This window comes from Dokdonia ponticola (assembly GCF_042653865.1).
GTDB classification, from domain to species: Bacteria; Bacteroidota; Bacteroidia; order Flavobacteriales; family Flavobacteriaceae; genus Dokdonia; species Dokdonia ponticola.
In genome coordinates this window covers 87,857-113,388 of the sequence record NZ_JBHSFV010000003.1, presented here as the reverse complement: position 1 = coordinate 113,388, position 25,532 = coordinate 87,857, and the positions used below count along the sequence as shown (strand labels likewise).

Here is a 25,532-nt window from a genome sequence, read left to right as displayed (position 1 = left end):
CTAAAATGTAAAGAAATTAAGCGTTTTCTCTTTAGGGTTTAAAGCACCCCAAACATACGATTCATTCAGTTTAAAAACAGTTTGTAGCACTTTGGGAGAGGTTTCTTCTGTAAATTCACCAATCTCATCAAAGACATTGAGAGGGACCTCTGCATCTGGCACAAATTGCAAATTACTGTCTAGGACCATTTGAAAACGAGCACTTTTGGTATAGGTATAGGCATTGTATTGGTAAAAAGTGGCATTTGCAATTCCTGTAACAAGCCCACTTACCACGGCGCCTGCAAGGCCGCCACCCACGATAAACATTCCGCCGCCGCCATTAGTTATTTCCTCGGTACCTCCAAGGGTAATGATGTATTGATCACGTTCTTTAAAAACAGCTATAGCAGGATTTGAGTTTGCTACTTTACGTAAAAACTTAGACGTTTTTTCGAGCTCTCGATAGGAATCTAATTGTCCCCCTTCTTGAATAATAGGTGTATTTTTAAAGGGAATAGGCGTTCCTTTTCGGGCAGAAAAAGAAGCCAGATTTTCCATAGAATCTACATTGAAAATAGAGAAATCCATCTCATCAGAAGAAACTTTAAAGATAAAAAGCTTGTCTTCAAAAATAAAGGAATTCGACTTCGCACTGATCACATCTTTATCAAAAGACGCTTTAGAAATGGTTTGCGAACTCGACGTGTTATTTTCTAAATCAAATTGTAAGTAAAAAGTAGTATTCTTTGAAGCATCAATCGTAAACGTGATGAGGGCTTCATCTTGATAAAACTTAGCTCTTGATTTTGAAGATTCTAAAGAAATAGGAGAATCACTATCAATGATGGTAGCGTCTCTTGTAAATGAACCATGCAACAACCGATCTACATTTGAAATAGTGCGCCTTCCTTCTCCAAATTCAACATCTTCAAAAGGGAATATTTGTGTTGTTACACCTCCTTCTGGATTCATAGCATATACCTCAAAAGTAGAGCTATCTCGTTGTACGGTAAATAAATAGTGCTTGCCGTTGTATGTTAAAGATTCTAAAACGCGATCTCCTTTTATATCGAGTTTTACTTCTTCAAGACTAAAGGATTTATAGGCAAAATCTAATGTCACAATCGCCCACTTCTTTTTATTTGTAGTGGACAGAAATAATGTATATATGTCATTTTGCTGCGTATAGCCTCCTATATTGGGATACTTTTTTGCAAAATTAGGAAATGAAAAACCTTGTGCCTTTTCGTCACCGTTTTTATCAAATTCATACACAGATAATTGTTTGCTATCTTCTATAAAAATCAAAAACGTATCATTTTCTGGAAAAACCGCCGAAAAAAGTTGTGTTGGTTTTTTGCCAAGCGTATTTACGGTATGATCAAATGTCAAAAAAGGTTCTTGGCACGTGACGATTTGGGATAAAAAACATAAAAAAAGAAAAATAAGATGTCTCATAAGTGTGTTGTAAACAATAATGTTAGGATGAGGTATGTAATTTTAATTGAATTCGCTTTCGCGAAATGTCAACCTCGAGCACTTTGACGATAATTTGTTGTTGCAAGCTCACATGCGCCGAAACATCCGACACAAAACCATCGGCAAGGTTTGAGATATGAATGAGGCCACTTTCTTTAATCCCAATATCGACAAAACAGCCAAAATTAGTCACATTATTTACAATGCCAGGCAGCAATTGTCCGGGTTGGAGGTCTTCAATCGTTCGGATGTTTTGATTAAAGGTAAACACCTTTGCCTTCTCCCGAATGTCCAGTCCAGGTTTTTCTAACTCGGTGACAATATCGGTTAAGGTGGGGAGTCCCACGTCTTCGGTCACATATTTTTGGAGGTCAATGGCTTGTAAAAGCGCACTATTCCCAATCATTTCAGCAACAGAAATTTGCTGGTCTTTGGCTATTTTTTCTACAAGTTGATACCGTTCTGGATGTACTGAGGAGTCATCTAGTGGGTTTTTAGCGCCTTTGATTCGGAGGAAACCGGCGGCTTGCTCAAAGGCTTTTCCGCCCAGTCGTGGCACTTTTTTAATGGCAACTCTGGAGGTAAATGGACCCTCGCTTTCGCGAAAGCGTACCACGCCTTCAGCTAATTTGGGTCCAATCCCCGATACATAACTCAGCAGCGGTGCACTTGCGGTATTGACATTGACTCCTACACTATTTACACACATTTCAACCACGCGATCTAAGCTATTTTTAAGGGCTGTCTGATCAACATCATGTTGGTATTGACCCACTCCAATAGATTTGGCGTCAATTTTTACCAATTCTGCTAGCGGATCGGCGAGGCGTCTCCCAATCGAAACCGCACCTCGTACTGTCACGTCGTAATTAGGAAATTCATCTCTCGCAATTTTGGAAGCCGAGTAAATCGACGCGCCTGCTTCGCTTACTACAAACACTTGCATCTCGTTTTTAAAATGAATGCGTTTGACAAGGCGTTCGGTTTCGCGAGAAGCGGTACCATTTCCAATCGCGATCGCTTCTATTTTATACGCATCGGTGAGGGAACTTAACTTCTTAATCGCTCCCTTATCGTCGTTTTTAGGTGCGTGTGGGTAGATAGTCTCGTTGTGTAACAAACCACCTTGTGCATCGAGGCAAACGACTTTACAGCCTGTTCGAAAGCCTGGGTCAATGGCAAGAATTCGTTTTTCACCCAACGGCGAACCGAGTAAGAGCTGTTTGAGGTTTTTGGCAAACACTTGAATGGCGGTTTCATCGGCTTTCTTTTTGGCTTCAGAAAGCGCTTCATTAGACAACGACGGAAGGAATAATCGCTTATACGCATCTTTTACAGCCAATTCGATCTGTATAGCGCATTCGTTATGAGATCGGATGAGTTTGCGTTCTATTTTTTCTAAAGCACGGTCATCATCTATGATGATTTTCACACGAATATACCCTTCATTTTCAGCACGCAAAATAGCCAATAATCGATGGGAGGGACAACGCTGTAAAGACTCAGACCAGTTAAAATAATCTCTGAACTTCTGCGCTTTTTCATCGGTTTCCTTGGTCTTGATGACCTTGGTTTCTATCAGCGCAAAACGTTCTAGTTGTTGGCGGATGCCAGCGCGAATATCAAGGCGCTCATTAATCCACTCGGCTATGATATGGCGGGCACCTTCTAGAGCATCTTCATACGAAGGAACTTCAGAATTTGTATAGCGCTGTGCAAGCCCCTCTAAATTTGTTGCATTCTGGCTCATGATCATTTTAGCCAGTGGTTCTAATCCATTTTTACGAGCGGTTTCTGCTTTGGTTTTACGCTTCTTTTTATAGGGTAGATAAAGGTCTTCTAGTGTGGTAAGGTCTTGAGAACTGCTTACTTTTGCTTGTAATTCGGCTGTTAATACGCCTTGTTCTTCGAGGGCTTTTACGATGGTTGTTTTGCGTTTTTCGAGGGTTTCAAATTGCTCTTTAAACGTGATGATTTGACCAATTTCTACCTCATCTAGATTCCCAGTAGCTTCTTTGCGATAACGTGCAATAAATGGTAACGTACAGTCTTCAGCAAGAAGTTTTAGGGTGTTTTTAATCCCTGATTCTGGGAGTTGGGTGTGTTTTTGAATGTATTGTAACAAGGGCAATTTCTTTATATGAATACATTCAAAAGTAATTAAAAATTAATGTTTATCCTTTTATTTATATTGGACTTTAGTATTTTAGTTTTTGAATGAAAAAACAATATCCATTTCATAACAGTATTCAGAATCATTTCTGGATTGCAATAGGTGTAAGTATATGGGTATTTGTGTTTTTATACCTTTCTGAGCCTTTTGATATTCATAGATTTTCAACCAGAGAAAAATTAATATTATTACCTATTTATGGATTGATAGAGGGATTTTGTTATGCAATTCCTTTGGTATATCAGTATTGTATTGCAAAAAAACAAAGGGTTTGGTATGTAATAAATGAATGCGTCTTTTTACTTTTAGTTGTAGGTGTTGGAACCTTCGTTAACTACCTGTTTTATAAGTTTGCTGTTGTTCCTGAAGAAGAAGGTGTTTATTCTTATTTTGAATACACAAAATTTGTCTACCTTCCTGGACTTACTGTCATTTTGCCGTTTGTTAGTATTGCACGTTTTATACTTGGGAAGTTTTCAGAACGCGTAAAATTAGAAAGTCAAATCACTATCAAAGGGAAGGGTCAATATGATTTTATACAGCTTAACTTCCAAGAACTTTTGTATGTACAATCTTCGGATAATTATGTAGAAGTTTATTTTTTTAAAGGAGAAGCCATTGAAAAGAAATTGGTAAGACGTGCGATTTCTGAAATAGAAAAGTCATTTCCAGAATTACTTAAAACACATCGTTCTTTTTTGATCAACCCAATACATTTTAGACACTATCACATAGAAGACAAAAAGCTATTTATTGATGTAGGGCATACAACACGTATTCCTGTTTCTAGAGGATTACAAGGAGATGTAAAAAGCAAATTACAACTCGCCACAAATACGTAGCACTTCGCCACAATCCCTATATATACTCCGTTTACACATATGAAATAAAATAGTTTTGTCATCAGTAATCAATTATAAAAACAATTAGTGATGATTAAAAAAGCAATTCTTTTACTTCTTATGGTGTGTTTACAATCCTGTCATTATGGACGTATGATTCGGTATTATAAAGCGGATATTGATGATCATAAAATTTTTCCATACACAGAGGTAAACACTGGAGAAAACACCTTCTATTTTAAAGATGGCAGCAACACCGATGCGGCTAAAAAATTAGATACCCTTCGTTTCTCTGTAAAAGGGCAGCGATATGTGATGTACAAGATTTTAGATGATTATTCAGAAACGACCGCATTTCTAGTGATTAAAGACGATGCAATTGTCTTTGAAAACTATTATGAAGGGTACAAACGAGATTCGATTTCTAATATTTTCTCCGTCTCTAAATCGGTGACTTCGTTATTGGTGGGTATTGCCATAGACGAAGGGAAAATAGAAAGTGTACAGGATCCGATTACCCGATATATTCCAGAACTCAACGACGCCGACCCTTTGTTTAAAAAATTAACCCTAGAACATTTATTAAATATGCGGGCAGGATTGGAGTTTGATGAAAGTTATAGCAGTCCGTTTGATGAGGTGAGCCGCTTATATTATGGAAAGAAGCAATTGAAGCAAATCTCAGGGATGACCTTTAATTACGAACCGGGCACACATCACGAATATCAAAGTGTATGCACGACGCTACTGGGTATTGCTGTAGAGCGTGTCACGGGAATGCAACTGGGGAAATACCTAGAAGCCAAACTATGGATTCCCTTAGACATGGAAAACCCAGCTACGTGGAGTTATGACGATGAAAAGAATAAAAACACCAAAGCTTTTTGCTGTTTGAATACGACGGCGATTGATTTGGCTAAAATTGCCCGTCTCATGATCCACAAAGGCGAGTACAACGGCAAGCAGATTGTTTCAAAAGCATGGGTGGAAAAGCTAGTCACACCCAATAAAGAAAATGACTGTTACCAATACCAATGGTATAGCAACAAGTGCGAGGAAGATTTTTATGCTCTTGGAATTCTAGGACAGCAAGTATATGTCTCTCCGAGTGATGACCTCATTATTGTACGCCTTGGGAAGTCGTGGACAAGTAACGGTGTGTTTATCTCTCGGATTAAGGAGGTGTTGGGGGAGTGATTAATAATACTTAAAATTCAAGTAAAGAGTATTGTTGCTCTTTTGTATTCCAATAGCTAAAGTAGGTTTTGCCATTATGAATAAACACGTCTTCTGCGGTATCCCATTTAAGTTCATCTTGATATTCTTTTACGCGATCAAAAATGTTATTTTCAAATATTTCATCTTTGATATGATTAAAATCGGAATCAAAAAGGCTATTTATAAAAACAGCTTTTGAAAATCCGTAACCACCATAAGATGAAAACGTAGGATTGTAAGCAGGGACAAAAATACTATTGCCATTAGGAATAGGAACCGTTGTTCCTCCTACAGGACCTATGGGAGCACCCACAAAACCACCACCATTACTAATAACAGTGTGACTTCCTAAGCTAATTTGGTATCGTCCGTTTTCTTGATGAATAGAAACACCAATATCACCACTTGTAATTTTCCGTAAGTATTGTTTTGTTGTACTAAGATTTCTTTTTTTATTTCGATACGCAGATCCGTCTTGAATGATAGTCGAATTTTTAAACTCAATACTGTCTTCTTGTGCTACATAAAACTCCTTGAGTATTTCGTTGTCAAAATTCTTCACTTGAAATATCATTTCATCACGAGAACTCGCTATATGGAAAAAGTTCTCGCCATGAATAAACGAATTGAAGTTTTTAAATTCGTCAATTTTTCCCTTAGGATATGATAATTTATTAGTGGTTAACTTTAAAGTTGAAAGATCAAGAATATTGAGAATTGTTTGAGATTCTTCATCTTCAAATGTAATATATACCTTATTCCCTTGATGATATAGTTTGTTTTCGTTTGAAGAACGCTCTATCGTATTTGGAACACGATTATCTATTTTGGTAATTCCTCCTGTAGTATTAGAATAATCAAAAAGGTTAAATCCAAAACCTCTTTCTAGTAACTGTTGTTCTTTATCTTCAGCGTCAAACTGAAAAGTTGCAATGGTTTTGAATGTAAAATCTGATGTAAATTCTCTTAAAGTAAGTGCATTCTGTTTTGTTGCGCTCATCATGATCATTCTATTCTCAAAAAGGATCGTTTCTAGATATTTCTCATTGTCAAATTCAAACTCAATTTCGTTAGAGGTAATTTCACCATTTTTTAGATCTATGGAGAGGTATCCAAATTTTTTGCGAGAGCTTGTTCCATACACTAGGGTATACGTAGTTTCATTAGTTACAATATACCCTATGGTTTCTTTGTATTTTCTCTTAAGACGATCTCCAGAAGCTTCACCAATTTTTCGAAAATCAGAATCATACAAATACCCAGAAATTTTTTCTTTTTGACCTAAGATGATAGCTAAATTATTCGTTTTGCTGTCTGCTAAAGAATAGTTCTCTACATTTCTAATGCTTCTTTTAAAATCGAGATTTTTAAAGTCTAAAATGGGTTTTTGACTATATACAAATGAAGTTATAAAAATTAGAAAACAACAAAAAATGGATTTCATAAAGGATAGTTCGCGTTATTATTACACGTGTGCTTTTATTGGTAAAATTGTTACAATATGGTTTTAATTTATTGTCTCCCCATTCTTCACCCCATTCGTATCTGGATTTAAAAACACTAATTTCCCATCAGTATCTTCGGTCATAAGGATCATGCCTTGGCTTTCTACCCCACGTAACGCACGTGACGCTAGGTTGACCAATACGGTTACTTTTTTACCAATAACTTCCTCAGCTGTAAAACTCTCTGCAATCCCAGAAACAATGGTGCGTACGTCAATACCCGTATCTACGGTGAGCTTTAAAAGCTTTTTGGTTTTCGGCATTTTTTCGGCTTCCAAGATGGTACCGACACGCATATCTATTTTTGTAAAATCTTCAAAACCTATGGTCTCTTTTTGAGGCTCGGCAACGGCATTTTCTGCTTCGTTTGCTTTTTTACTAGCTTCCAATTTATCTAATTGTTTTTGGATGTCGGCGTCTTCTATTCTTGAAAATAAAAGCGGTGCTTTCTCAATGATTTTATGTCCAGGCGCTATGAGTACTTCTTTAGTTGTTACATCATTCCAACCCAGCGTGTTCTCGACTGTGCTCGAACTGACATTTAAAATATCTTTAAGCGTGGCACTTGTAAAGGGTAAAAATGGTTCGCTGAGCACAGAAAGTGCAGTGGCGATTTGAAGAGCCACATACATCACTGTTTTAGTGCGCTCTTCATCGGTTTTAATGGTTTTCCAAGGTTCTTCATCCGCCAAGTATTTATTTCCTAGGCGTGCTAGGTTCATAAGGCTGGTTAAGCTTTCGCGAAAGCGGTATTTCTCCACACTACTTCCAATAACAGAAGGATAGGCTCTTACCTCTTCTAATGTCTTTAGATCAAGTTCGTTAAAAGTATTCGGTGTCGGTACGATCCCGTCGTAATATTTATTAGTCAACACCGCTACGCGGTTAATGAAATTACCGTAAACATCTGACAACTCACTTTTGTTACGTTGCTGAAAATCCTTCCACGTAAAGTCATTGTCTTTTCCTTCGGGTGCATTTGCCGTCAGAACATAACGTAATACGTCTTGTTTGCCAGGAAAATCTTCTAAATATTCGTGTAACCAAACCGCCCAATTTTTGGAAGTCGACAGTTTATTTCCTTCTAGGTTTAAAAACTCATTGGCGGGGACATTATCAGGTAAAATATACTCACCATGCCCTTTGAGCATCGCAGGGAAAATAATACAGTGAAACACGATATTATCCTTCCCAATAAAATGAATCAGTTTGGTGTTTTCGTCTTTCCAATACGGTTCCCAGTCTTTTCCTTCACGCGCCGCCCATTCTTTGGTCGCAGAAATATACCCGATAGGCGCGTCAAACCAAACGTACAATACTTTTCCATCGGCACCTTCAACAGGCACAGGAATTCCCCAGTCCAGATCACGGGTCACCGCACGCGGACGTAAACCGTCGTCGATCCATGATTTACATTGCCCATAGACATTACTTTTCCAATCTTTTTTATGTCCTTTTAAGATCCATTCTTTAAAAAACGCATCATATTGATCGAGGGGCAAAAACCAGTGTTTGGTTTCTTTTAGCGTAGGTACGGCACCTGTAATCGCACTTTTAGGATTGATTAAATCGGTAGCATTATGGGACGTCCCGCAATTTTCACACTGATCACCATAGGCTTCTTCAAACCCACATTTTGGACAGGTACCTGTCACAAATCGATCGGCTAAAAACTGCTTGGCTTCGGCATCGTATAATTGGGCATTGGTTTCTTCTAGAAACTTGCCTTGATCATACATGGTCTTAAAAAAATCGGATGCGGTCTCATGATGAATCTTTGCCGTCGTGCGCGAGTAATTATCAAAGGTAATCCCAAAATCAAGAAAGGATTGCTTGATAATTGCATGATATTTATCAACGATGTCCTGAGGCGTTACCCCTTCTTTTTTGGCTTTGATGGTAATGGGGACTCCGTGCTCATCACTTCCGCAGACAAACGCAACATCGGCGCCTTGCATACGCAGGTAGCGTGCATAAATATCGGCAGGAACATAAACACCTGCAAGGTGACCTATATGAATGGGACCGTTGGTATACGGTAACGCAGCGGTAATGGTATATCGTTGAGACATTAACTATAATTTTAAAGGCACAAAAATAAGAAAACAAACGGGTAAGAAAGCATCACAAGGTATAAATGAATGCTGCCTTTGCTAGTTTGATGGATTTTGGGTGCGCTTTCGCGAACCTGCCTGCCGGCAGACAGGAGCGGATACAGAATGAAATCCCAAAATGAGTGTGATTTCGATATAACTTTTCCCTAAAAAAGTTAATTACTATAGCCTTTTCCCCTTTTGGGGGAGATGCCGAAGGCAGAGGGGGCTCTTACCTTACCAAAATCGATTTACTATAACTTTTCCCATTGAAAGAAATACGATAGACATATTGCCCAGTTCGTAAACGTGTGCGTATCGATTGTTTGACATTGAGACGTTGTGGCCCTTCAAAGGTATATTCGTCTTTAAGCTTGCCTACTTCCTGTCCTAATAAATTGAATAAAGAAACCGTCACTCTTGCCGTAGTAGGCATGGTAAATTCAATAAAGGTTTGATCGCCCTGATAGGTGGCTAAATGCTGGAAACCACTAGTATTTGCAACATCTGTAATCCCTAAAGCATTACAATTAAACCCTAAATCCAACGGTTCATACGTTTGCCCGAATAAGATTTGGTCAACAAGGCTTTCATCAATACACAACCACTGTTTTAATACGGTGGCATACACTTGTCTAAAGTCGGTCGTAAAAGCAGGATTTCCTGTGGGGTCGGGGTCTTGAATATCGGGATGTGTACCCACAAACCCTTGGTCATTGAGTCCGTCGCCAAACATCAAAATAGGTGATGCTGTTCCGTGATCGGTGCCATTGGAGCCGTTTTCATAAATACGACGTCCAAATTCTGAGAAGGTCATAGAGAGTACGTTTTCGCCCATCCCAACACTATTGAGGTCGTCGTAAAAGTTCTTTACGGAGGCCGAAAGATCACTTAGGAGTTCGGCGTGCTCTTCCAGTTGATTGGCGTGGGTATCAAAACTTCCTAGCGTTACCAAATATACTTGTGTGCCTAGTCCTCCTTTAATCATTCTTGCGACAATCGCGAGTTGTTTTGCCAATTGTCCAGCACCATATTCTACTGCGTTACTTGCATTTTCATACGCTTCATTAATCGTACTTGCATAGGTAAATGAGGTGTTGATCACACTTCGCATAAACCCTAATTGATCCCCAAAGGTACAATCAGGAATATTAGTGACATCATGTAACACACCATTTTCAGCAATGTCTTCGAGTTGTTGTGGGTTGGCGACAGAAAAGGCATAGCCCGCTTCATCACCATCAAAAATTAAATTTCCACTACTTCCAATCTGAATGGCAGGTGGTACATCAGGTGGATTAATGAGAAAGTCGGGATATAAGTCTTCAAAATAACGTCCAAAAACACCCGTATCATCAATCTCATCAGGTTGTGCCGATGCCCAAATATCAGATCCTCTAAAATGAGAAAGACTTGAGTCTGGATACCCAACCCCGTGTACTACTTTCATCTGTCCATTGCCCCATAAGGATTGTAAAGGATCCATAGAAGGAGGAATGCCAAAATCTGGCGATAGGTTATAGAGATCATTTTCCTGATAGCGAATAGTAGGTCTGCTTTGTGCGTAGAAGTCATAATCGTACATCGGCACAATCGTATTGAGACCGTCATTTCCTCCCTTAAGGCGTATTAAAACAAGAATACGATCACTATCTGCATTGGCAAGTGCTGTGGTTAACCTAGAAGGTGACGCCGCAGAGAGGTTGGTACCTCCCACAACAATAGATCCTGTCCCTACAAGTCCGAGGGCTTGCATGAAGGAACGTCTGCTCCAAGTTGTATGTTCTTGATCATGGTGTTGATCGGTGATTTTTGCAGAAGGGCCTTTAGATGCTTTTTGCCCTTTTTGTGCGTTGTCTTTTAAATGGGGGTTGTGATTACACATAATACAGGCTATTTAAGTTGAAATTCAGGCATTCTAATGATATGGAATAAAAGTAAAAGAACTTGGTAAGGAGCCGAATCCCATCCTAAGTTCCACAAACCATCGTCGTAGTAATTGTCTGGAATTTCCCATCGAAAGATGGAAGTGGCATTGTCATAATCTGTTGCGGTATGTAATGGTCTTGACATTAAAAAGTCTATAATAGATTGAGTGATAAACGCTGGGTCATTACTGTCACCAGAGAGGTTAATCGCAAAATCTCGAAACTGTTCTTGGTCAACATTCCAATGATTCCAGAGCAAGATCTTTATCCCTTCCCATCGACCCGCTAGGGTACTGCTATTGATCCAGTCACGATTGCGTTGCCATCCCGCAACATCTACTGGTTGAAAAATATTCTGCCCTGTAATTTCATTGAGATAAACAATAAAACTAGAAAACTGATTCTCTGTATTATTATACTGAAAACCGGTTTCTCTTAGAAAGGTTGTAGTAAGATCATAAGGACTTTTAATAATGAGTCCAGAAGCATCAAGATCAAAAAAGTGTTCGCTTTTAAATAATTGCTCCAAGACAGGCACTATTTCAAAATCATTGGCAAGAAATGTGGTTGCCATAGCATTGACAATCTCTTGATTGGTGTCTGGGCTCACAAAATAATTGTACAGTTTTTCACATATAAATGGTGCAATTAATGCTGCTTTTTGTTCAAAAAGAATAGTAATCACATCATCATAGTTCCAAGGCCCTTCTTGTTCAAAAATAACTTTGTTTGAATTGTCAAAAGTAGATGCGTCAAAAATGATAGGGTTTCCAGTTACACCGTCTCCAAAATGATTATACCCAGTGAGCGCTCTAGAGGTTTCTTCGATGTCAGTTTGGGTATATCCATTGTTTAGACCTAAGGTAAAAAGCTCAAAAAGTTCGCGCGCATAATTTTCATTAGGACTATTATTGGTATTTTCAAACCCATTTAAAAACAGCAACATGGCAGAAGATGTTCCAACGGCACTCACAAAATCTTTAAAATTACCTAGTGCATGTGTATGCATTAAGTCCCAATATTGATATAAATAGGGGGCATAAAAATAGGTTTCTAATTGTGTTACAAAATGATTCAACCAGAAAAAAGCTAAGCGATTCTTTAGATTTCCATTGATAAACTCTAAAGAGGTTTGATTATACCACTCATTAATTTGAGCATTATTTTGCTCATTATAATTGGTGTAGTCATTAAAATTCCAAAATCCCCATTCAGGTTGTGGTGGTGCAGGCGTTCCTATTGCTTCTTGGATGAGTGTATCTATGAGTTCACTTGGACTTTCTAAAACAGCAATATTTAATGTGGCATCCGTAGCTCCATAATGAAGTCTTCTGTAGACGTGTTTTGCTTTTTGGATATCCCAAGGATTTGTGTCTTCAGGAGTATACGGTGCAATGGAAGCGAGGTTACAAGAAGTAAGAATTTCCATGAGAGAGGGATTAGGTTACTTTAAAAATAGGCAAAACGTTATAAACAAACAATTTGTTAACATTTGACAGGTTAAAAACGAAATAGTTTAATGATTTCTTATTCTATGACGTGTGCAACCATCATCTGGTTACACCAACCTTTTTTATATACGCCATATAGAACCTTTTTAGATGCCACTATACCTCAAATTATTTTTCTTAGCGTGTTAACCTTCTTAAAAAATCTTTCATAAAGAGGGAATTCAAATAAGAATAACATTAAAAAAATTGAGTAATGAAAACACTAGCGAATACTATTATAATGCTAATGCTATGTATCACAACTAGCTTTGCAAATAGTTTTAAAAACGGAGTATATACTTCAGATCATGGGAATATTCATCTTATCTCTAGTCGTTCTGGATCAAAAGCAGTAGGTCTCTATAATACAAAAGGGCATATTCTAGTATCCTCTTTTACAATTTCAGGACGAGCTACTGTTTTTACAGGATCATTCTCAAACAGTACCTCAAAAGGGAAAGTAGCCTTTACACAAATAAATAATAAAAAATGGGATGGAGATTGGAAATATGATAGCAACAACTTACCCCCCAATAGTTGGAACGGAAGCTGGGATGGCAACTTCCTTAATGATACAAAGCTTAATGGCTTGTATTTATGGAATACGTTTGAGACTGATTTAGGGACTATGGAACTTATTCATAATGAAAGTGGTAAAGTGGGAGGCTTCCTATATGCTGATGGAAAAGAATATTATATATATGGTCGTGTAGGTGGAGCGCCAAACGACTTGAAATTTAGTGGCTTTATAACCAAAAATGAAGATCAAATTAATACATCAGGACCTTATACATTAACATTTGATTGGAAAAACGGAATGTATGGGAAAGCAACAATACCAGGGCAGTCACAAAAAACGTTTAGAGGCGCTACACACAGAAAAAAGCTTAAAATCACGCTTATTAGCATAAAAAACTATGAAAACATGGGACTTATGCACGGTGAAGAAAAAGGAAAAGTAACCCTTAATTTAAAAGGAAGTGACAATATAGGACGTCTTTTTGATAAAGACCTTTATGAAGATACTAGAAACATAACTTGGAAAGAGGATCGTAACGTAGTTATAAACGAGGTATTTGAACATAACCTAGTATATACAGTTTCAGGAGTAGGATATTACGATAATCCACAACTGTATTTTAACTTGGATTACAAAAGAATGCGTTCAATTTCTAATGCGCAAGATCCTCTTGCAGATATTGATAAAATAGATTTAAAGCCCATTATAGAGTACTTAGAGTTTAAGCGCGCAGCTTCTTCATTTTCTGATGCGGCAGATGGACGTAAAAATATACCAGGTTGTGATCATACATTCTGGTTAGGAGATGATGGCGGTAATATAAGAATGGTCAAAGGCTATGCTTTTAAGCAATATAGTAACAATAATAAATGGGGGTATTTCTACTTCTTATCATTAGAATAATCTGAAAAATAACGCAGAATCATGAAAACATATATCACCACAGGAATCGTATCGTCGATACTCTTTATCGTATTCTTCGCTGCAACATCATCTCACACCATTCCTACAACATCCATTTTAAATATGGAGGTAGCCCCTCAAGTGGAAGGAAAGATTACCATTGACGGAAAAAGTACCCTAACTACAGAATTAGAGGAAGGCAATGTCGTTGAGTTCTTTAAAAAGTGTAAAACAGGTAATTTTCCTATTATCTTTTCTTTTGACGGTAGCGATTTACCCAAAGATGATCAAGGTAGAGGCATAGTCCTTTTTGAATTTGAAACAGAAATTTATAAGGATGGCAAGCTCCTAGGTGCTGTCAAAAGAAAACCTATGCCGTTCTTTCCAGGAGAGATGTTAGAACCCGTTGAAACCTTTGATATCATTCATCTATTGACGTATGCCCAAGGTAATCCGCTTAAAAATGAATATCCTGGAAAGTTAGAAAAAGGAAAATATACCATCGTTCTTAGTGCAAATCCAGTGGGTGCAACGGGTACCATTGAAAAAGCACAAGTTGTTGTTTGGATTTAAAAATAAAGGGGAGAGATTAGTAAATTCATGTGTTGTCCCTTTTTTAATCGTCAGTATTCATGTATGAGTACTGGCGATTTTTTGTAAGTCTACGAGTGTCTTATGTTTAAAAGCGAAGCGGTCTTACGTCTTAGTTGGATATGATTAATTCAGATATTGAGAAATATAGTAACTTGTCATTTTAAAACCCAATGACATTGATAACACCACCATTTCTTAAAAAAGGAGATCGTATAGCACTTGTCGCCACCGCACGTAAAATCTCACTTAACGAACTCGAAGACGGGATTCAACTGATTAAAAGTTGGGGGCTCGTTCCTGTAATTGGAAAAACCATTGATGCATCTGACAACCAATATGCTGGGACAGATGCTGAGCGTGCTCGTGATTTTCAAGAAATGCTAGATAACCCTAAGATTAAAGCCATTTGGTGTGCCCGAGGCGGCTATGGTTCGGTGCGAATTATTGACCAATTAGACTTTTACAAATTTGTAAAATACCCCAAGTGGATTGTAGGTTATTCGGATGTGACGGTGTTTCACAGTCATTTGCATAAGATCGGGTTCAAAACCATTCATGGAACCATGCCAGTGAGTGTGAAGGAGAATACCGCTTTCGCGAAAGCGTCCCTAAAACAAGCCCTTTTTGGAGAAAAACCAACGATTACGTACGAGACATCCCATCCGCTTAACAGACCTGGCGTTGCCAAAGGGCCCTTAGTTGGCGGAAATCTATCCATGCTGTATTCGATGTGCGGAAGCAATTCTGCAATCAATACCGAAGGGAAAGTTTTATTTATAGAAGATCTTGATGAATATCTCTACCACGTAGATCGTATGGTGATGAATTTGAAACGTAATAAAATGCTAGACAATCTTGCAGGATTAATTGTGGGGGGCATGACCAAAATGCATGATAATCGAATTCCGTTTGGGAAAACGGCACAAGAAATCGTACTAGATGCGGTTGGAGAATGTACCTATCCCGTAGCGTTTGATTTTCCAGCTGGACATGTAGATGATAACCGAGCACTGATGATGGGAGCCGATGTAACGGTTGAAGTAACCAACAAAAAAACCACACTTACCTATGTATAGACTCCTCGTAATCTGTTTATTATGCTGCGTTGCTTGTCAAGAAAAAGAACCTTGTGATTATATAGAGAATTACTATCAAGATGTCTACAAAGCAGAACTTGCGTATTGGGAAAAAGACTATCAAACTGCGTATGATTTATTAAAAAAAGTCGAATCTCGGTGTGGGCTTTTAAATCAGTATATCACCAGAGAGCCAGAAATGATGGCCAAATTAAGTATTAAAGTAGGGAAACCACAAGCAGCATTTCCGTACATAGAACGGATGCTCAAAGAAGGAATGTCTTTTGATTCCTTTGTCAATAATGATACTTACACCATACTTCATGAATATGAAGAGTGGCGCTATTTGGAGAGGAATGCTACTCAATTTGCTACTGAATTTGAAGAAGGGATTAATCAAGAACTTCGGGAAGAAATTATTGCAATGAACATGTTAGATCAAGCAGTCAGGCAAAAGCCTATAGATTATATTCAAATGGCAAAGGTGGATAGCATTCACCAACTGCGCGTTAAAGAAATTTTTAGAGAATACGGATATCCCACTGCTAAGATGGTAGGAAAAGACAATAGAGCCATCGGAGAACGAGTTGAACTAAGAACCCTTTTTTTTCATTTGGATGATACGACGTATTTTAAACCAATTCTTCTTAAAATGATTCGTGATGGAGAAGCACCTGCTTATATTTTAGGAACTATGCTAGACAGCAGGCAACGCTCTAGAAGGGTTTATGACTACGGAATTTACGATAATGCGGATAGTAGTCGTATTTTAGATTTAAAAAACCTAGATAAGCGGCGTATTTCTGTGGGATTACCTCCTTGGGGATTAAAAAAGAAAGTAGATTCTTTACGTCGTGCTTATTATTCTAATCAATACTAATGCAAGACCTGATATTTTTACGCTTGAAGTAAAAGATCAATCAGAAATGAAGAAGGAATCATAAAGAAAAGATTTCCGCCTTCACGGAAATGAAAATGAAGTTTAAATGACACACAACGAACTAGGCGAATGGGGTGAAGAATACGCCACCTTGTATTTAATCAAACAAGGGTACACCATATTAGAGCGCAATTGGTTTTACAATAAAGCAGAGATTGATATTGTCTGTCAGAAAGAAAAAGAAACACTTGTCGTGGTAGAGGTGAAAACCAGAAACTCCGAGTTTTTTGGAGATCCTCAAACATTTGTAACCCCTTCTAAAATTAAAAACATCGTAAAAGTAACCGATGAATATGTGGTCTCCAACGATCTTGACGTGGAGGTTCGTTTTGATATTATTGCCATTCTTAAAAATGAGAAACAAGAGGAACTCACTCATTTTGAAGATGCTTTTTATCATTTTTAGATTTTTCATACACACGCTTTCGCGAAAGCATATAAAGTACAAATAAGGATATATCGTATCATCGTACCCACATGGACTTATAATTTTGTGCTGAATAAAGATTCGCAAACTTTGATTTCTTATATTTCTAAATTTAAATACTAAAGTTCTTTACTATTAGTAATGTAAGCTAGATATTGTCAAAGGGATTACTTTCCAATTCCAAAAAATATATGAATTAAACCTATGTAAATATGTCATTTACACTACTAGATGTTATTTTGTTTTTAGGAGTGAGTCAGGGATTTTTTCTCGCCATCACCTTGCGTCTTATAGAAAATCGTAATAAAGTAGCAAATGATGTATTATCTATCGCGATAGGTATTGCAGTGATCATGCTTTTTGGGCGGGTAGTGGCTTTTAGAATACAAGCGCCTTGGGTGTATTATGTTGCGGGTCTAGTAGATGTAACTATTTTTCTTTTTGGTCCTTTGATCTATTGCTACATACGACGTCTTATTTTTAAGGAAAAACCAACATTCAAGCTTTCTTTTTGGCACTATTTACCAGCTATTATACACATCATTATTACGTTAGGGATATACGTAGCGTCAGAAGAAATAATGGCTTTTCTTAAGGAAATACGCTTCATAGCCTATTTTTGGTTCTTTGCAGAAATGGGAGGCCTTTTAAGTTTTCTCTGTTATACAATCGCTTCTTTTAAATTATTTAAAAAACACAAAAAAGTGATGGAGCATCAAGTGTCTTATGTGCTTGTGATACGACGTTATGTTGGATGGGTACTAGGAGCCGTAGCTTTGTTTACGGTATTGTGGTTAGCTAGTTTCCTAGGGATGGTTTTTAAACTATCAAGTATAAGCACAGTCCTCAATTATGCAGTGATGTGGGTCTCTATTCCGTTGTTTATTTATATTGTTGGTTATTATAGTTTACGTCAGCCAGAAATTTTTAGAATGCCGCTACAACCTAAAAACAAAGATGAAAAAGCACGTTTGAAACCAGACGAAATACAACAACTACAAAAACGATTAAAATTCTTTATTCAAGAGGAAGCGATTTATAAAACATCCGATCTTTCTCTTAAAACACTGGCCGAAAAATTAAACACGTCTCCCAATAATCTATCTTGGTTATTGAATCAGATTTATCAAAAATCCTTTTATGATTATATCAATACGCATCGTGTACAGGATGTATTAGAAAGTATTGATCGGGAATTACATCTCAAACAGACCTTATTAGCCATTGCTTTTGACGCTGGCTTTAACTCAAAGTCAACCTTTAATAAAGCCTTTAAACATGTGACTTCACAGACGCCTAGTGAATATATAAAAAGTCGAAAAGTAGCATAATGTAGGGTTAAACTTGTACTCGTGTACCCATACTGTCGTAGGATAAAACGATTGGTTTTTACTTTGACTTTTATCAATTTAAAAATCGAACAGTTTATGAAAACAATGACTACACTATGGATCCTCTTATGTACAATACTTATGCATGCCCAAACCGTCACAACAGTTCCTGAAGGGATATTTTATGACGGGTTTGGAATTACTTCAAATGGGGACGTTTATTGTTCCAATTTCCAAGGGAATGAAGTTTTCAAATACGAGTTTGCCACGGGAAATGTCACCACGTTTGCCACAGGTTTTACAAATCCTAACGGAATCGGAGTCACCGAAGATGACCATATTTATATCTGTGAAGCAGGCGGTGGCACCATTCATATCTATAACACCAACGGTGAGGTGCTAGATACCATCACAGGACTCAACAACCCTACAGGTGTTAAATATGATGCACAAGAAGACCGGTTGCTTTGGGTTTCCTACAATCAAAGTAGCTTGAATGTTTTAGATCCTGACACTAATGAAACAGAAATTCTTATTCAAGGTGCTCCTCTTAATGGACCTTCCGGGATTGCTTTTATAGGAGATCAAACCTATATTTCTAATTTTAACGATCGCAAAATTTTTCGCTTAGAAGAAAATAATACACTCACAGAAATTGCACAATTACCTGCAAGTGCAGCTCAGAGTAATCGGCTAGGGTTTCTTACCTCAAAAGGAGATTTTTTATATGGCACTCAAATAGGAGAGCATCGCATTTATCAAATTAATCCTGAAACAGGTGAGGTCAATCTTTTTGCGGGAAGTACAGCAGGGAACGCAGATGGCGATCTTGAAACAGCCACTTTTAATTTTCCGAATGGTATTTTAGGAGATGACATCAATGATCGTATCTATATTTCGGATGTAGGAACCTCCAATCTTCGTGTGATCGAAAATGTAAGTCTGAATGTGGACGCTTTCGCGAAAGCGGACCCCACCATCCACCTGTTTTCTAATCCACAAAGTGATACCATTAGTATTAAAGGCAAATTAGTAAACGCTGAAACCTATACCATAGATGTATATACATCTTCTGGACAACTGATAAAAAAAACCGAAGGAACTATTCAGGGAGGTTTGTTTGACACAACGCTAAATGTTAGTTCATGGAGTAAGGGAGTGTATCTTGTCAAAATTCAAGCAGGAGAAACAGTGATTACTAGAAAAGTGATTAAATAAGAAGGGATAAATCCATATATTTTGTTAATTTACGTAATAAGTATATTAATAAAATACTAATATTTATAGATACACGTTTGTTAACGTAAAATATATCTAGCAAAGGTTGTAAATTTGTAAAAATATAAATCCTACTACTTGGTATTCAGATACAAGTATGTTTATATAAAACCAAAAAAGAGGAAATGATATTAATTTGATTTCCAAATAATGTTACTCATATAACAAGCATTGTGAGTAACAAATAAATCATCTAGTAATATCATAATTTGTTTTAGTGAGATAAAATTAAGTGAGAGAAGACTGATGATTATCAAGCCGAGGAATTTTTTCCTCGGCTTACTTTTTTATATAGGTTTAGATGTTTTTTTACACAAATAGCTTACTCAGAAAGCTGTGCTTTAATGGTCTCAATTACTTTTAAAATAATAGCAACATTAAGCCCTTGAATAAGAATACTGGCAGGATTAGCGACGATAGAAAAAATAATGGTTAAGAACATGCCGCCGATGACGATTTGCATCAAACCTGTCGCTTTTGGAAGTTGCCCTAACCCTTTTAACTTAAGTAATGCGTATCCAAAGAAGAGATACATCAATCCATAAAACACACAAAAGATAACAGCGTATGCAGCTTCATGCAAATACTCAAAATACATATCAATAATTGAATAGAGGATCATCAATGTATTTACAGCAATAAAAAGAACAGAAGTAATTTTTAGAAAGTAACTTTTAAAAAGCTCTCCTATGAGAACAAAGGCTCTCATATGTAAAGCAAACATGATAATAGAAATGATTCCTAAAGTAATGTAAAAGACACCTCCAAAATAATAATCTCCTTCTGAAATATAATAAGTATCTTCAATAAGCTGAAAGACAAAACAGATCATACTTAAAATCCCAGCAATCCATCCTACATTCAATTGTTTAAATAAGAAAGAGACGTCTTTACTAGGATCTATCTCCAAAAGCATCGCCTCTTTTACTTTGGTTTCAAATACCGAGTCTTGTTGTAAATCATCCAAGTCTCTATCGAGCGCAGAGAGGATGGTTTTGATCGTATATATTCTAGGAGATACCTCCCCTGCCTCAATGCGTTGTATCGTTCGCACTGAGATGTTACATTGTTCTACAAGTTCTTCTTGTGTCAATCCTTTTTGTTGACGTAGCTCTAGTATTTTACGCCCTAGTTCTGGTTGTTTCATCATCATTAATTTTGCCTTGTACGATGCATGCCTCAATATACAAGAAGTTTTACATTGCAATAGTACACAGGCTTTGATAATTGTTTCACTTTTTATCTTGAATTTAACCCGACATTTACCCGTCATTGTAGTGATAATGGGCTTTTAGCATATTTGTTGTAACATTTTTATAGGTATAGACACTTATTAATGAAACCCTGTTTTGTAAAGTCTGCAAGACGCATTCAAAATAGTTAGTTGAACCTGCCTATGCCGGCAGGCAGGCTAATCCCGCTTTTAGCGAGATCTATGGTTTCATACTTCGACCCTTAGGTCGATGTTCAGAGTTCAGAGCTTGCTCTGTCTTTTAATACCCTTTTTTATACTTAACATTCATATACACTATAATCATAAAATAATACCTATGAAAAATATTTTTAAAACCTTTATAGCTTGTATTCTTAGTACATGCTCTTTAATCGCTCAAGAAGAATCCAGCTTATTATGGAAAATTGAAGGCAATGGGATACAGCCTTCTTATGTATTTGGCACATTTCATTTAATTCCTAAAACAGACTTTGAGTTTAAAGAAAAAGTAGAAAAAGCCATTAAAGATACCCAAGTGACCGTTTTGGAATTAGACATGGATGACCCTAAAATGATGGGAGGCATGCAGGCGCTTATGCAGCTAGAAGGGGATTCAAAATTGAGTAGTTACATGGACGAAAAAGAATATGAAATCATAGATACCTATTTAAAAGAAAAAATGGGCGTCGGTATGACTGCTTTTAATTCTTTTAAACCACTTGCAATCTCTTCTATGATCACCATCGCCATGATGGGAACGCAAACAGTAAGTTATGAAGAAGAAATTATTAGACGCACCAAAGCAGATCAAAAAGAAGTGTTAGGGTTAGAAACACCAGAGTTTCAAATGGGCGTTTTTGACGTGCAACCCTACGATGAGCAAATAGATCAAGTGATAGAATACTTAACAGACAAAGAAAAAGTTGCCAACATGTTTAGCGATATGATTGCAACCTACAAAAAAGAAGATATTCAAGGGCTGTACAATGCGATGAATGATACCTTTGAGATGGATCCTGCATTGCAAAAGGCACTTCTAGACGATCGTAATATCAATTGGATAGGAAAAATAGGCGAACTATCTAAAGATCAAAAAGTATTTTATGGAGTCGGTGCGGGTCACCTAGGAGGAGATCAAAGCCTTATTGCCTTATTACGTAAAGCGGGATACAGCGTAACGCCTATTTTAGAGTAGCGTCTTTATTCCCAAACAATTAAAAATGAAAAAGAGACTGTGTAAAAAGGGTAAAACAATGTAATTGTCACCCTGAGCCTGTCGAAGGGGTATTGGTGATCAAAAATTAAAACTTCGACAGGCTCAGTTTGACAAACTAAAAATACTTTTTACACAGTCTCTTTTTATGTTCTATACTAAATATGTTTATTTTTCCTCAGGCATCAAAATAGCCAAGAAGTAATTGTCATCAAGAAACTTTTGAGCTACGCTCTGAATATCTTTTGCAGTAAGATCATTGACTCTTTTTTCATAGTCTAAAATATACGAAGGATCACGCTCCTCTTGATCTAAAGACACTAAGCTATTCATCCAAAAACGATTGGTTTTTAGCTGTTCCTTACGCGCCACGAGATACGTCTCTTTTACCTTTGCAAGGTCTTCTGGAGTAACCCCTTCTTTTTTGATTTTTTCTACTTCAGCAAGCGCTGCTGCGACGAGCTTATCTACATTTTCTGGTCCACAAGGAAAAGAGATCGAAAAATCAAAATCAGTAAAGGTAATTTTACTTAAGCTTCCTCTCGCACCTACCCCATATACACCACCTTCTTCCTCACGAAGTTTCTCTACAAGTTTAATAGTAAGCACTTCCCCAAGGGCCATAGCAGCCATTTCGGTTTTTCTATCATAGGTCGTCTCTTCACGCCATGCAATACTCACCGTACTTTTAGGATCTGTTCCTTTGTTGACGACAAACTTTTCATAGATGTCTTTCTCTCTAAACTTGGTAGGGATGTATTTTTCATTGCTATTTAACCCAGGTAAAGAGGCGATATACGCTTTCGCGAAAGCGGCCACCTGTGCTTCATCCACATTTCCTACAAAGTAAAAATGAAAATCACCCGCATCTGCATACCGTTCTTTAAATTTTGCATACGCTAAATCATAATCGGAAGCATCGTATTTTTCTGGTGTTGGAAAGCCTGAATACCTTGGATTCCCTTCATTTCGGTTATTCCCCACTTTATCCTGAAAGTAGAAGTTAGGATTGGCCATTAAGTTTCCTAAAAAACTTTTTTGCTTTGAAACAAACGATTGGTACGCTTCCTCATCTTTATTGATGTCTGTAAAGTACAAATGCACCATTTGGAATAAAACCTCTAAGTCTTTTGGCGCCGCCGATCCTCTGAAATTCTCTGAAGAATTGGATAAAAATGGCGATACATTAGCAATCTTACCACTCATAAATTTCGACATATCTGTAAGGGATAAACCACCGATTCCTGCTTGTGTAATCCCTCCGTTAGCAAAAGTGGTAGCCAGTAACTCCTCATCAGAATACAAACTAGTTCCTCCAAAACTAAACGCTTGAAAAAGCACTTCATCATTTTTAAAATCTGTTTTTTTGATGGTCACTTTAGCCCCATTAGAAAGGGTCATTGTCGTTGTTCCTAACGCGTCGTTTTTTGTCGTAGAAACAATGGTGCCAGGCGCAGGTAGTTTTTCAATTAAGGATTCTCGAACTGCCTCATCTTGATAGACAGTAATGTCTGAATTCTCCACTTCGTTGATAAGGGCTAGTACTTGTGCTTCGGTAACCTTAGGAAGACCCTCTTTTTCAGGACCTGTAAGCGTGATCACTCTATTATCATTATGGATGAAAACATTGATAAGGTCACTTATTTCTTGGATGGTGATCGTGTTTAATAAGCGTTTTGTCGTTTCATATTCCCACTCAATACCAGGAATAGGCTCTTGCTCTAGATAATTATTTACATACTCACCTACAATACGACCGCTCTCTATTTTATCACGATCATTATATGCTTTTTCAAGACGTGCGATAATGCTTTTTTTAGCACGATCTAATTCTCCTTGTTGGAAACCATAACGCTTTACACGCTCATTTTCTGTAAGCAACGCTCTAAGTCCGTCAAGTTGTCCTTCGGCACTGGTTTGTGCAATAGATTGATACGCATTTTTTGTTCTTGCAAACGTACCTCCATAAAAAGAAAACCCAAAAATAAAAGGGGGTTTCGGACTATTACGAAGTTCTCCAAGTCTATTATTAATAAGTTGCGAAAAAAGACTGCGAACCAACCCTTCTCTATAGTCATCTATCGTCACCATAGGTTGTGCATTTTTACGATCCTTGTACATGATGTTCACTTGACTAAAAGCTGCTTCTGGATCAGAAGCGATGGCAATAAGCGTTTCTTCATGATTAGGAAGTTCATATTCTTCACGTTCTTGTCCATTTGTAGTTGCTGGGATTTTCCCGAAGTGGTCCTTGATTTTTTGCTCCATCACATCTACATCAAGGTCTCCAACAGCCACAACCGCCATTAATTCTGGGCGATACCATGTCTTATAGTAACTACGTACATCATCATAGGTGAAGTTTTCAAGATTTTCTTTAGTTCCTATAGGAAGACGATCTGCATATCTAGAGCCATACATTATTTTTGGTAAGGTCTCGCGTTGCATGCGTTCTTGTGCACCTAGACGTAATCGTAATTCTTCAAGAACTACCCCACGTTCTCCATCTATCGCTTCTTCAGACAAAGTGGTGTTATGTGCCCAATCCTCTATGATTTGGAATCCTTTTTCTAATTTTTCTGGATCATCACTTGGAATAGGCAGAATATAAACCGTCTCGTCAAAACTTGTGTAGGCATTGAGATCTGCTCCAAATTTGACACCGATACTTTGTAAGTAATCGACTAAGTCATTTTTTTGGAAATTCTTCGTCCCATTAAAGTTCATGTGCTCCATAAAATGCGCAAGTCCTAATTGTCGCTCTGTCTCCATAATAGACCCTGCATTTACGGCAAGTCTTAATTCTACTTTGTCCTCTGGCTTCCCATTATTACGAATGTAATAAGTAAGTCCGTTAGGAAGTGTACCTACTTTTACATTAGGATCTGTGGGAATTTCTGCTATAGGAATCGTAGCTGATGATTGTAAATCTCCTGTGTTTTGAGCAAAAGCAAAACCAATAGAGAGAAACAGACTTAAAATGAGTGTAGTGTGTTTTTTCATTTCTTTTATTTAGTGAATATTCGATGATTATTAATAATAAACTATAAAGTTAGTTCATAAGTCATCGTGATAACGTGAAAAAATGCATAAAATTTTAAAAATCATCTCTTTAAATTGTTAAGGTTCATTTATGAAATGCTGCTTTTTTAGAATGAATTTTTTATGGTTGTTTTCGCTTTCGCGAAAGCGTATACCTCTTTTCTTTAAACATATAAAACCTCCTGTCATACTTTGATAAATTCCCTTTTTTCAAAAAAGATGAATGTTAGAAAACCAACCTGCGATTTTACTCGTAGGTTTTTCTGAATAAATCAAAACATACCC

Annotated in this window: 18 protein-coding genes; 10 read left to right on the top strand and 8 right to left on the bottom strand. The window is 37.3% G+C overall.

Annotated elements, in window-relative coordinates; all coding sequences use genetic code 11:
• Together ACFO3O_RS06850 and ACFO3O_RS06845 are read right to left on the bottom strand one after the other, a co-directional pair.
• Positions 1-1,440, bottom strand: coding sequence for a hypothetical protein (locus ACFO3O_RS06850; RefSeq protein ID WP_379977832.1), 1,440 nt, complete (start codon positions 1,438-1,440; stop codon positions 1-3).
• A 22-nt stretch (positions 1,441-1,462) separates the two neighbouring features.
• On the bottom strand, positions 1,463-3,592 hold the full coding sequence (locus ACFO3O_RS06845; protein WP_379977831.1) for a Tex family protein: 2,130 nt from the start codon (positions 3,590-3,592) through the stop codon (positions 1,463-1,465).
• A gap of 86 nt (positions 3,593-3,678) precedes the next feature.
• Here ACFO3O_RS06845 and ACFO3O_RS06840 point away from each other — a divergent pair, with 86 nt between their 5' ends.
• Together ACFO3O_RS06840 and ACFO3O_RS06835 are read left to right on the top strand one after the other, a co-directional pair.
• Entirely contained in the window at positions 3,679-4,476 is a 798-nt protein-coding gene (locus tag ACFO3O_RS06840; protein ID WP_379977830.1) for a LytTR family DNA-binding domain-containing protein, read from the top strand.
• Between the two features lie 90 nt (positions 4,477-4,566).
• Positions 4,567-5,673, top strand: coding sequence for a serine hydrolase domain-containing protein (locus ACFO3O_RS06835; RefSeq protein WP_379977829.1), 1,107 nt, complete (start codon positions 4,567-4,569; stop codon positions 5,671-5,673).
• A 10-nt stretch (positions 5,674-5,683) separates the two neighbouring features.
• Here ACFO3O_RS06835 and ACFO3O_RS06830 read toward each other — a convergent pair whose 3' ends face one another.
• From ACFO3O_RS06830 to ACFO3O_RS06815, 4 genes are all read right to left on the bottom strand, one after another.
• Entirely contained in the window at positions 5,684-7,138 is a 1,455-nt protein-coding gene (locus tag ACFO3O_RS06830; protein WP_379977828.1) for a hypothetical protein, read from the bottom strand.
• Between the two features lie 63 nt (positions 7,139-7,201).
• Complete coding sequence (gene metG / locus ACFO3O_RS06825; RefSeq protein WP_379977827.1) at positions 7,202-9,271, bottom strand: methionine--tRNA ligase; 2,070 nt, start codon at positions 9,269-9,271, stop codon at positions 7,202-7,204.
• Between the two features lie 253 nt (positions 9,272-9,524).
• Positions 9,525-11,177: a DUF1501 domain-containing protein gene (locus tag ACFO3O_RS06820; protein WP_379977826.1), complete on the bottom strand. Its 1,653-nt coding sequence runs from the start codon at positions 11,175-11,177 to the stop codon at positions 9,525-9,527.
• An 8-nt stretch (positions 11,178-11,185) separates the two neighbouring features.
• Positions 11,186-12,649 (bottom strand): DUF1800 domain-containing protein, encoded by a 1,464-nt coding sequence (locus ACFO3O_RS06815; protein WP_379977825.1) that lies wholly within the window; start codon positions 12,647-12,649, stop codon positions 11,186-11,188.
• Between the two features lie 275 nt (positions 12,650-12,924).
• Here ACFO3O_RS06815 and ACFO3O_RS06810 point away from each other — a divergent pair, with 275 nt between their 5' ends.
• The 7 genes from ACFO3O_RS06810 to ACFO3O_RS06780 all read left to right on the top strand — a co-directional run bounded on the left by ACFO3O_RS06810 (position 12,925) and on the right by ACFO3O_RS06780 (position 19,719).
• Positions 12,925-14,133 carry a hypothetical protein gene (locus ACFO3O_RS06810; RefSeq protein WP_379977824.1) on the top strand — a complete coding sequence of 403 codons (1,209 nt, stop codon included), beginning with the start codon at positions 12,925-12,927 and terminating at the stop codon, positions 14,131-14,133.
• Positions 14,134-14,154: 21 nt separating this feature from the next.
• Positions 14,155-14,706, top strand: a complete 552-nt coding sequence (locus tag ACFO3O_RS06805) for a hypothetical protein (protein WP_379977823.1) — start codon at positions 14,155-14,157, stop codon at positions 14,704-14,706.
• 191 nt (positions 14,707-14,897) lie between these two features.
• Positions 14,898-15,803, top strand: a complete 906-nt coding sequence (locus tag ACFO3O_RS06800; RefSeq protein ID WP_379977822.1) for a S66 peptidase family protein — start codon at positions 14,898-14,900, stop codon at positions 15,801-15,803.
• Positions 15,796-16,683 carry a hypothetical protein gene (locus ACFO3O_RS06795; RefSeq protein WP_379977821.1) on the top strand — a complete coding sequence of 296 codons (888 nt, stop codon included), beginning with the start codon at positions 15,796-15,798 and terminating at the stop codon, positions 16,681-16,683. Before ACFO3O_RS06800 ends, ACFO3O_RS06795 begins: the two co-directional genes overlap by 8 nt.
• Positions 16,684-16,789: 106 nt before the next feature.
• Complete coding sequence (locus tag ACFO3O_RS06790; protein ID WP_379977820.1) at positions 16,790-17,149, top strand: YraN family protein; 360 nt, start codon at positions 16,790-16,792, stop codon at positions 17,147-17,149.
• A 233-nt stretch (positions 17,150-17,382) separates the two neighbouring features.
• Positions 17,383-18,501: a helix-turn-helix domain-containing protein gene (locus ACFO3O_RS06785; RefSeq protein ID WP_379977819.1), complete on the top strand. Its 1,119-nt coding sequence runs from the start codon at positions 17,383-17,385 to the stop codon at positions 18,499-18,501.
• 96 nt (positions 18,502-18,597) lie between these two features.
• Complete coding sequence (locus ACFO3O_RS06780) at positions 18,598-19,719, top strand: T9SS type A sorting domain-containing protein (RefSeq protein ID WP_379977818.1); 1,122 nt, start codon at positions 18,598-18,600, stop codon at positions 19,717-19,719.
• 382 nt (positions 19,720-20,101) lie between these two features.
• Here the strand turns inward: ACFO3O_RS06780 and ACFO3O_RS06775 are convergent, their stop codons facing one another.
• A complete protein-coding gene (locus ACFO3O_RS06775; RefSeq protein WP_379977817.1) occupies positions 20,102-20,932 on the bottom strand; it encodes a helix-turn-helix domain-containing protein in 831 nt (276 codons plus the stop codon).
• A 397-nt stretch (positions 20,933-21,329) separates the two neighbouring features.
• Between ACFO3O_RS06775 and ACFO3O_RS06770 the strand changes: the two genes are divergently transcribed.
• Positions 21,330-22,187, top strand: coding sequence for a TraB/GumN family protein (locus tag ACFO3O_RS06770; protein WP_379977816.1), 858 nt, complete (start codon positions 21,330-21,332; stop codon positions 22,185-22,187).
• Positions 22,188-22,373: 186 nt separating this feature from the next.
• Here the strand turns inward: ACFO3O_RS06770 and ACFO3O_RS06765 are convergent, their stop codons facing one another.
• A complete protein-coding gene (locus ACFO3O_RS06765; protein ID WP_379977815.1) occupies positions 22,374-25,208 on the bottom strand; it encodes a M16 family metallopeptidase in 2,835 nt (944 codons plus the stop codon).
• Between the last annotated feature and the right edge of the window lie 324 nt (positions 25,209-25,532).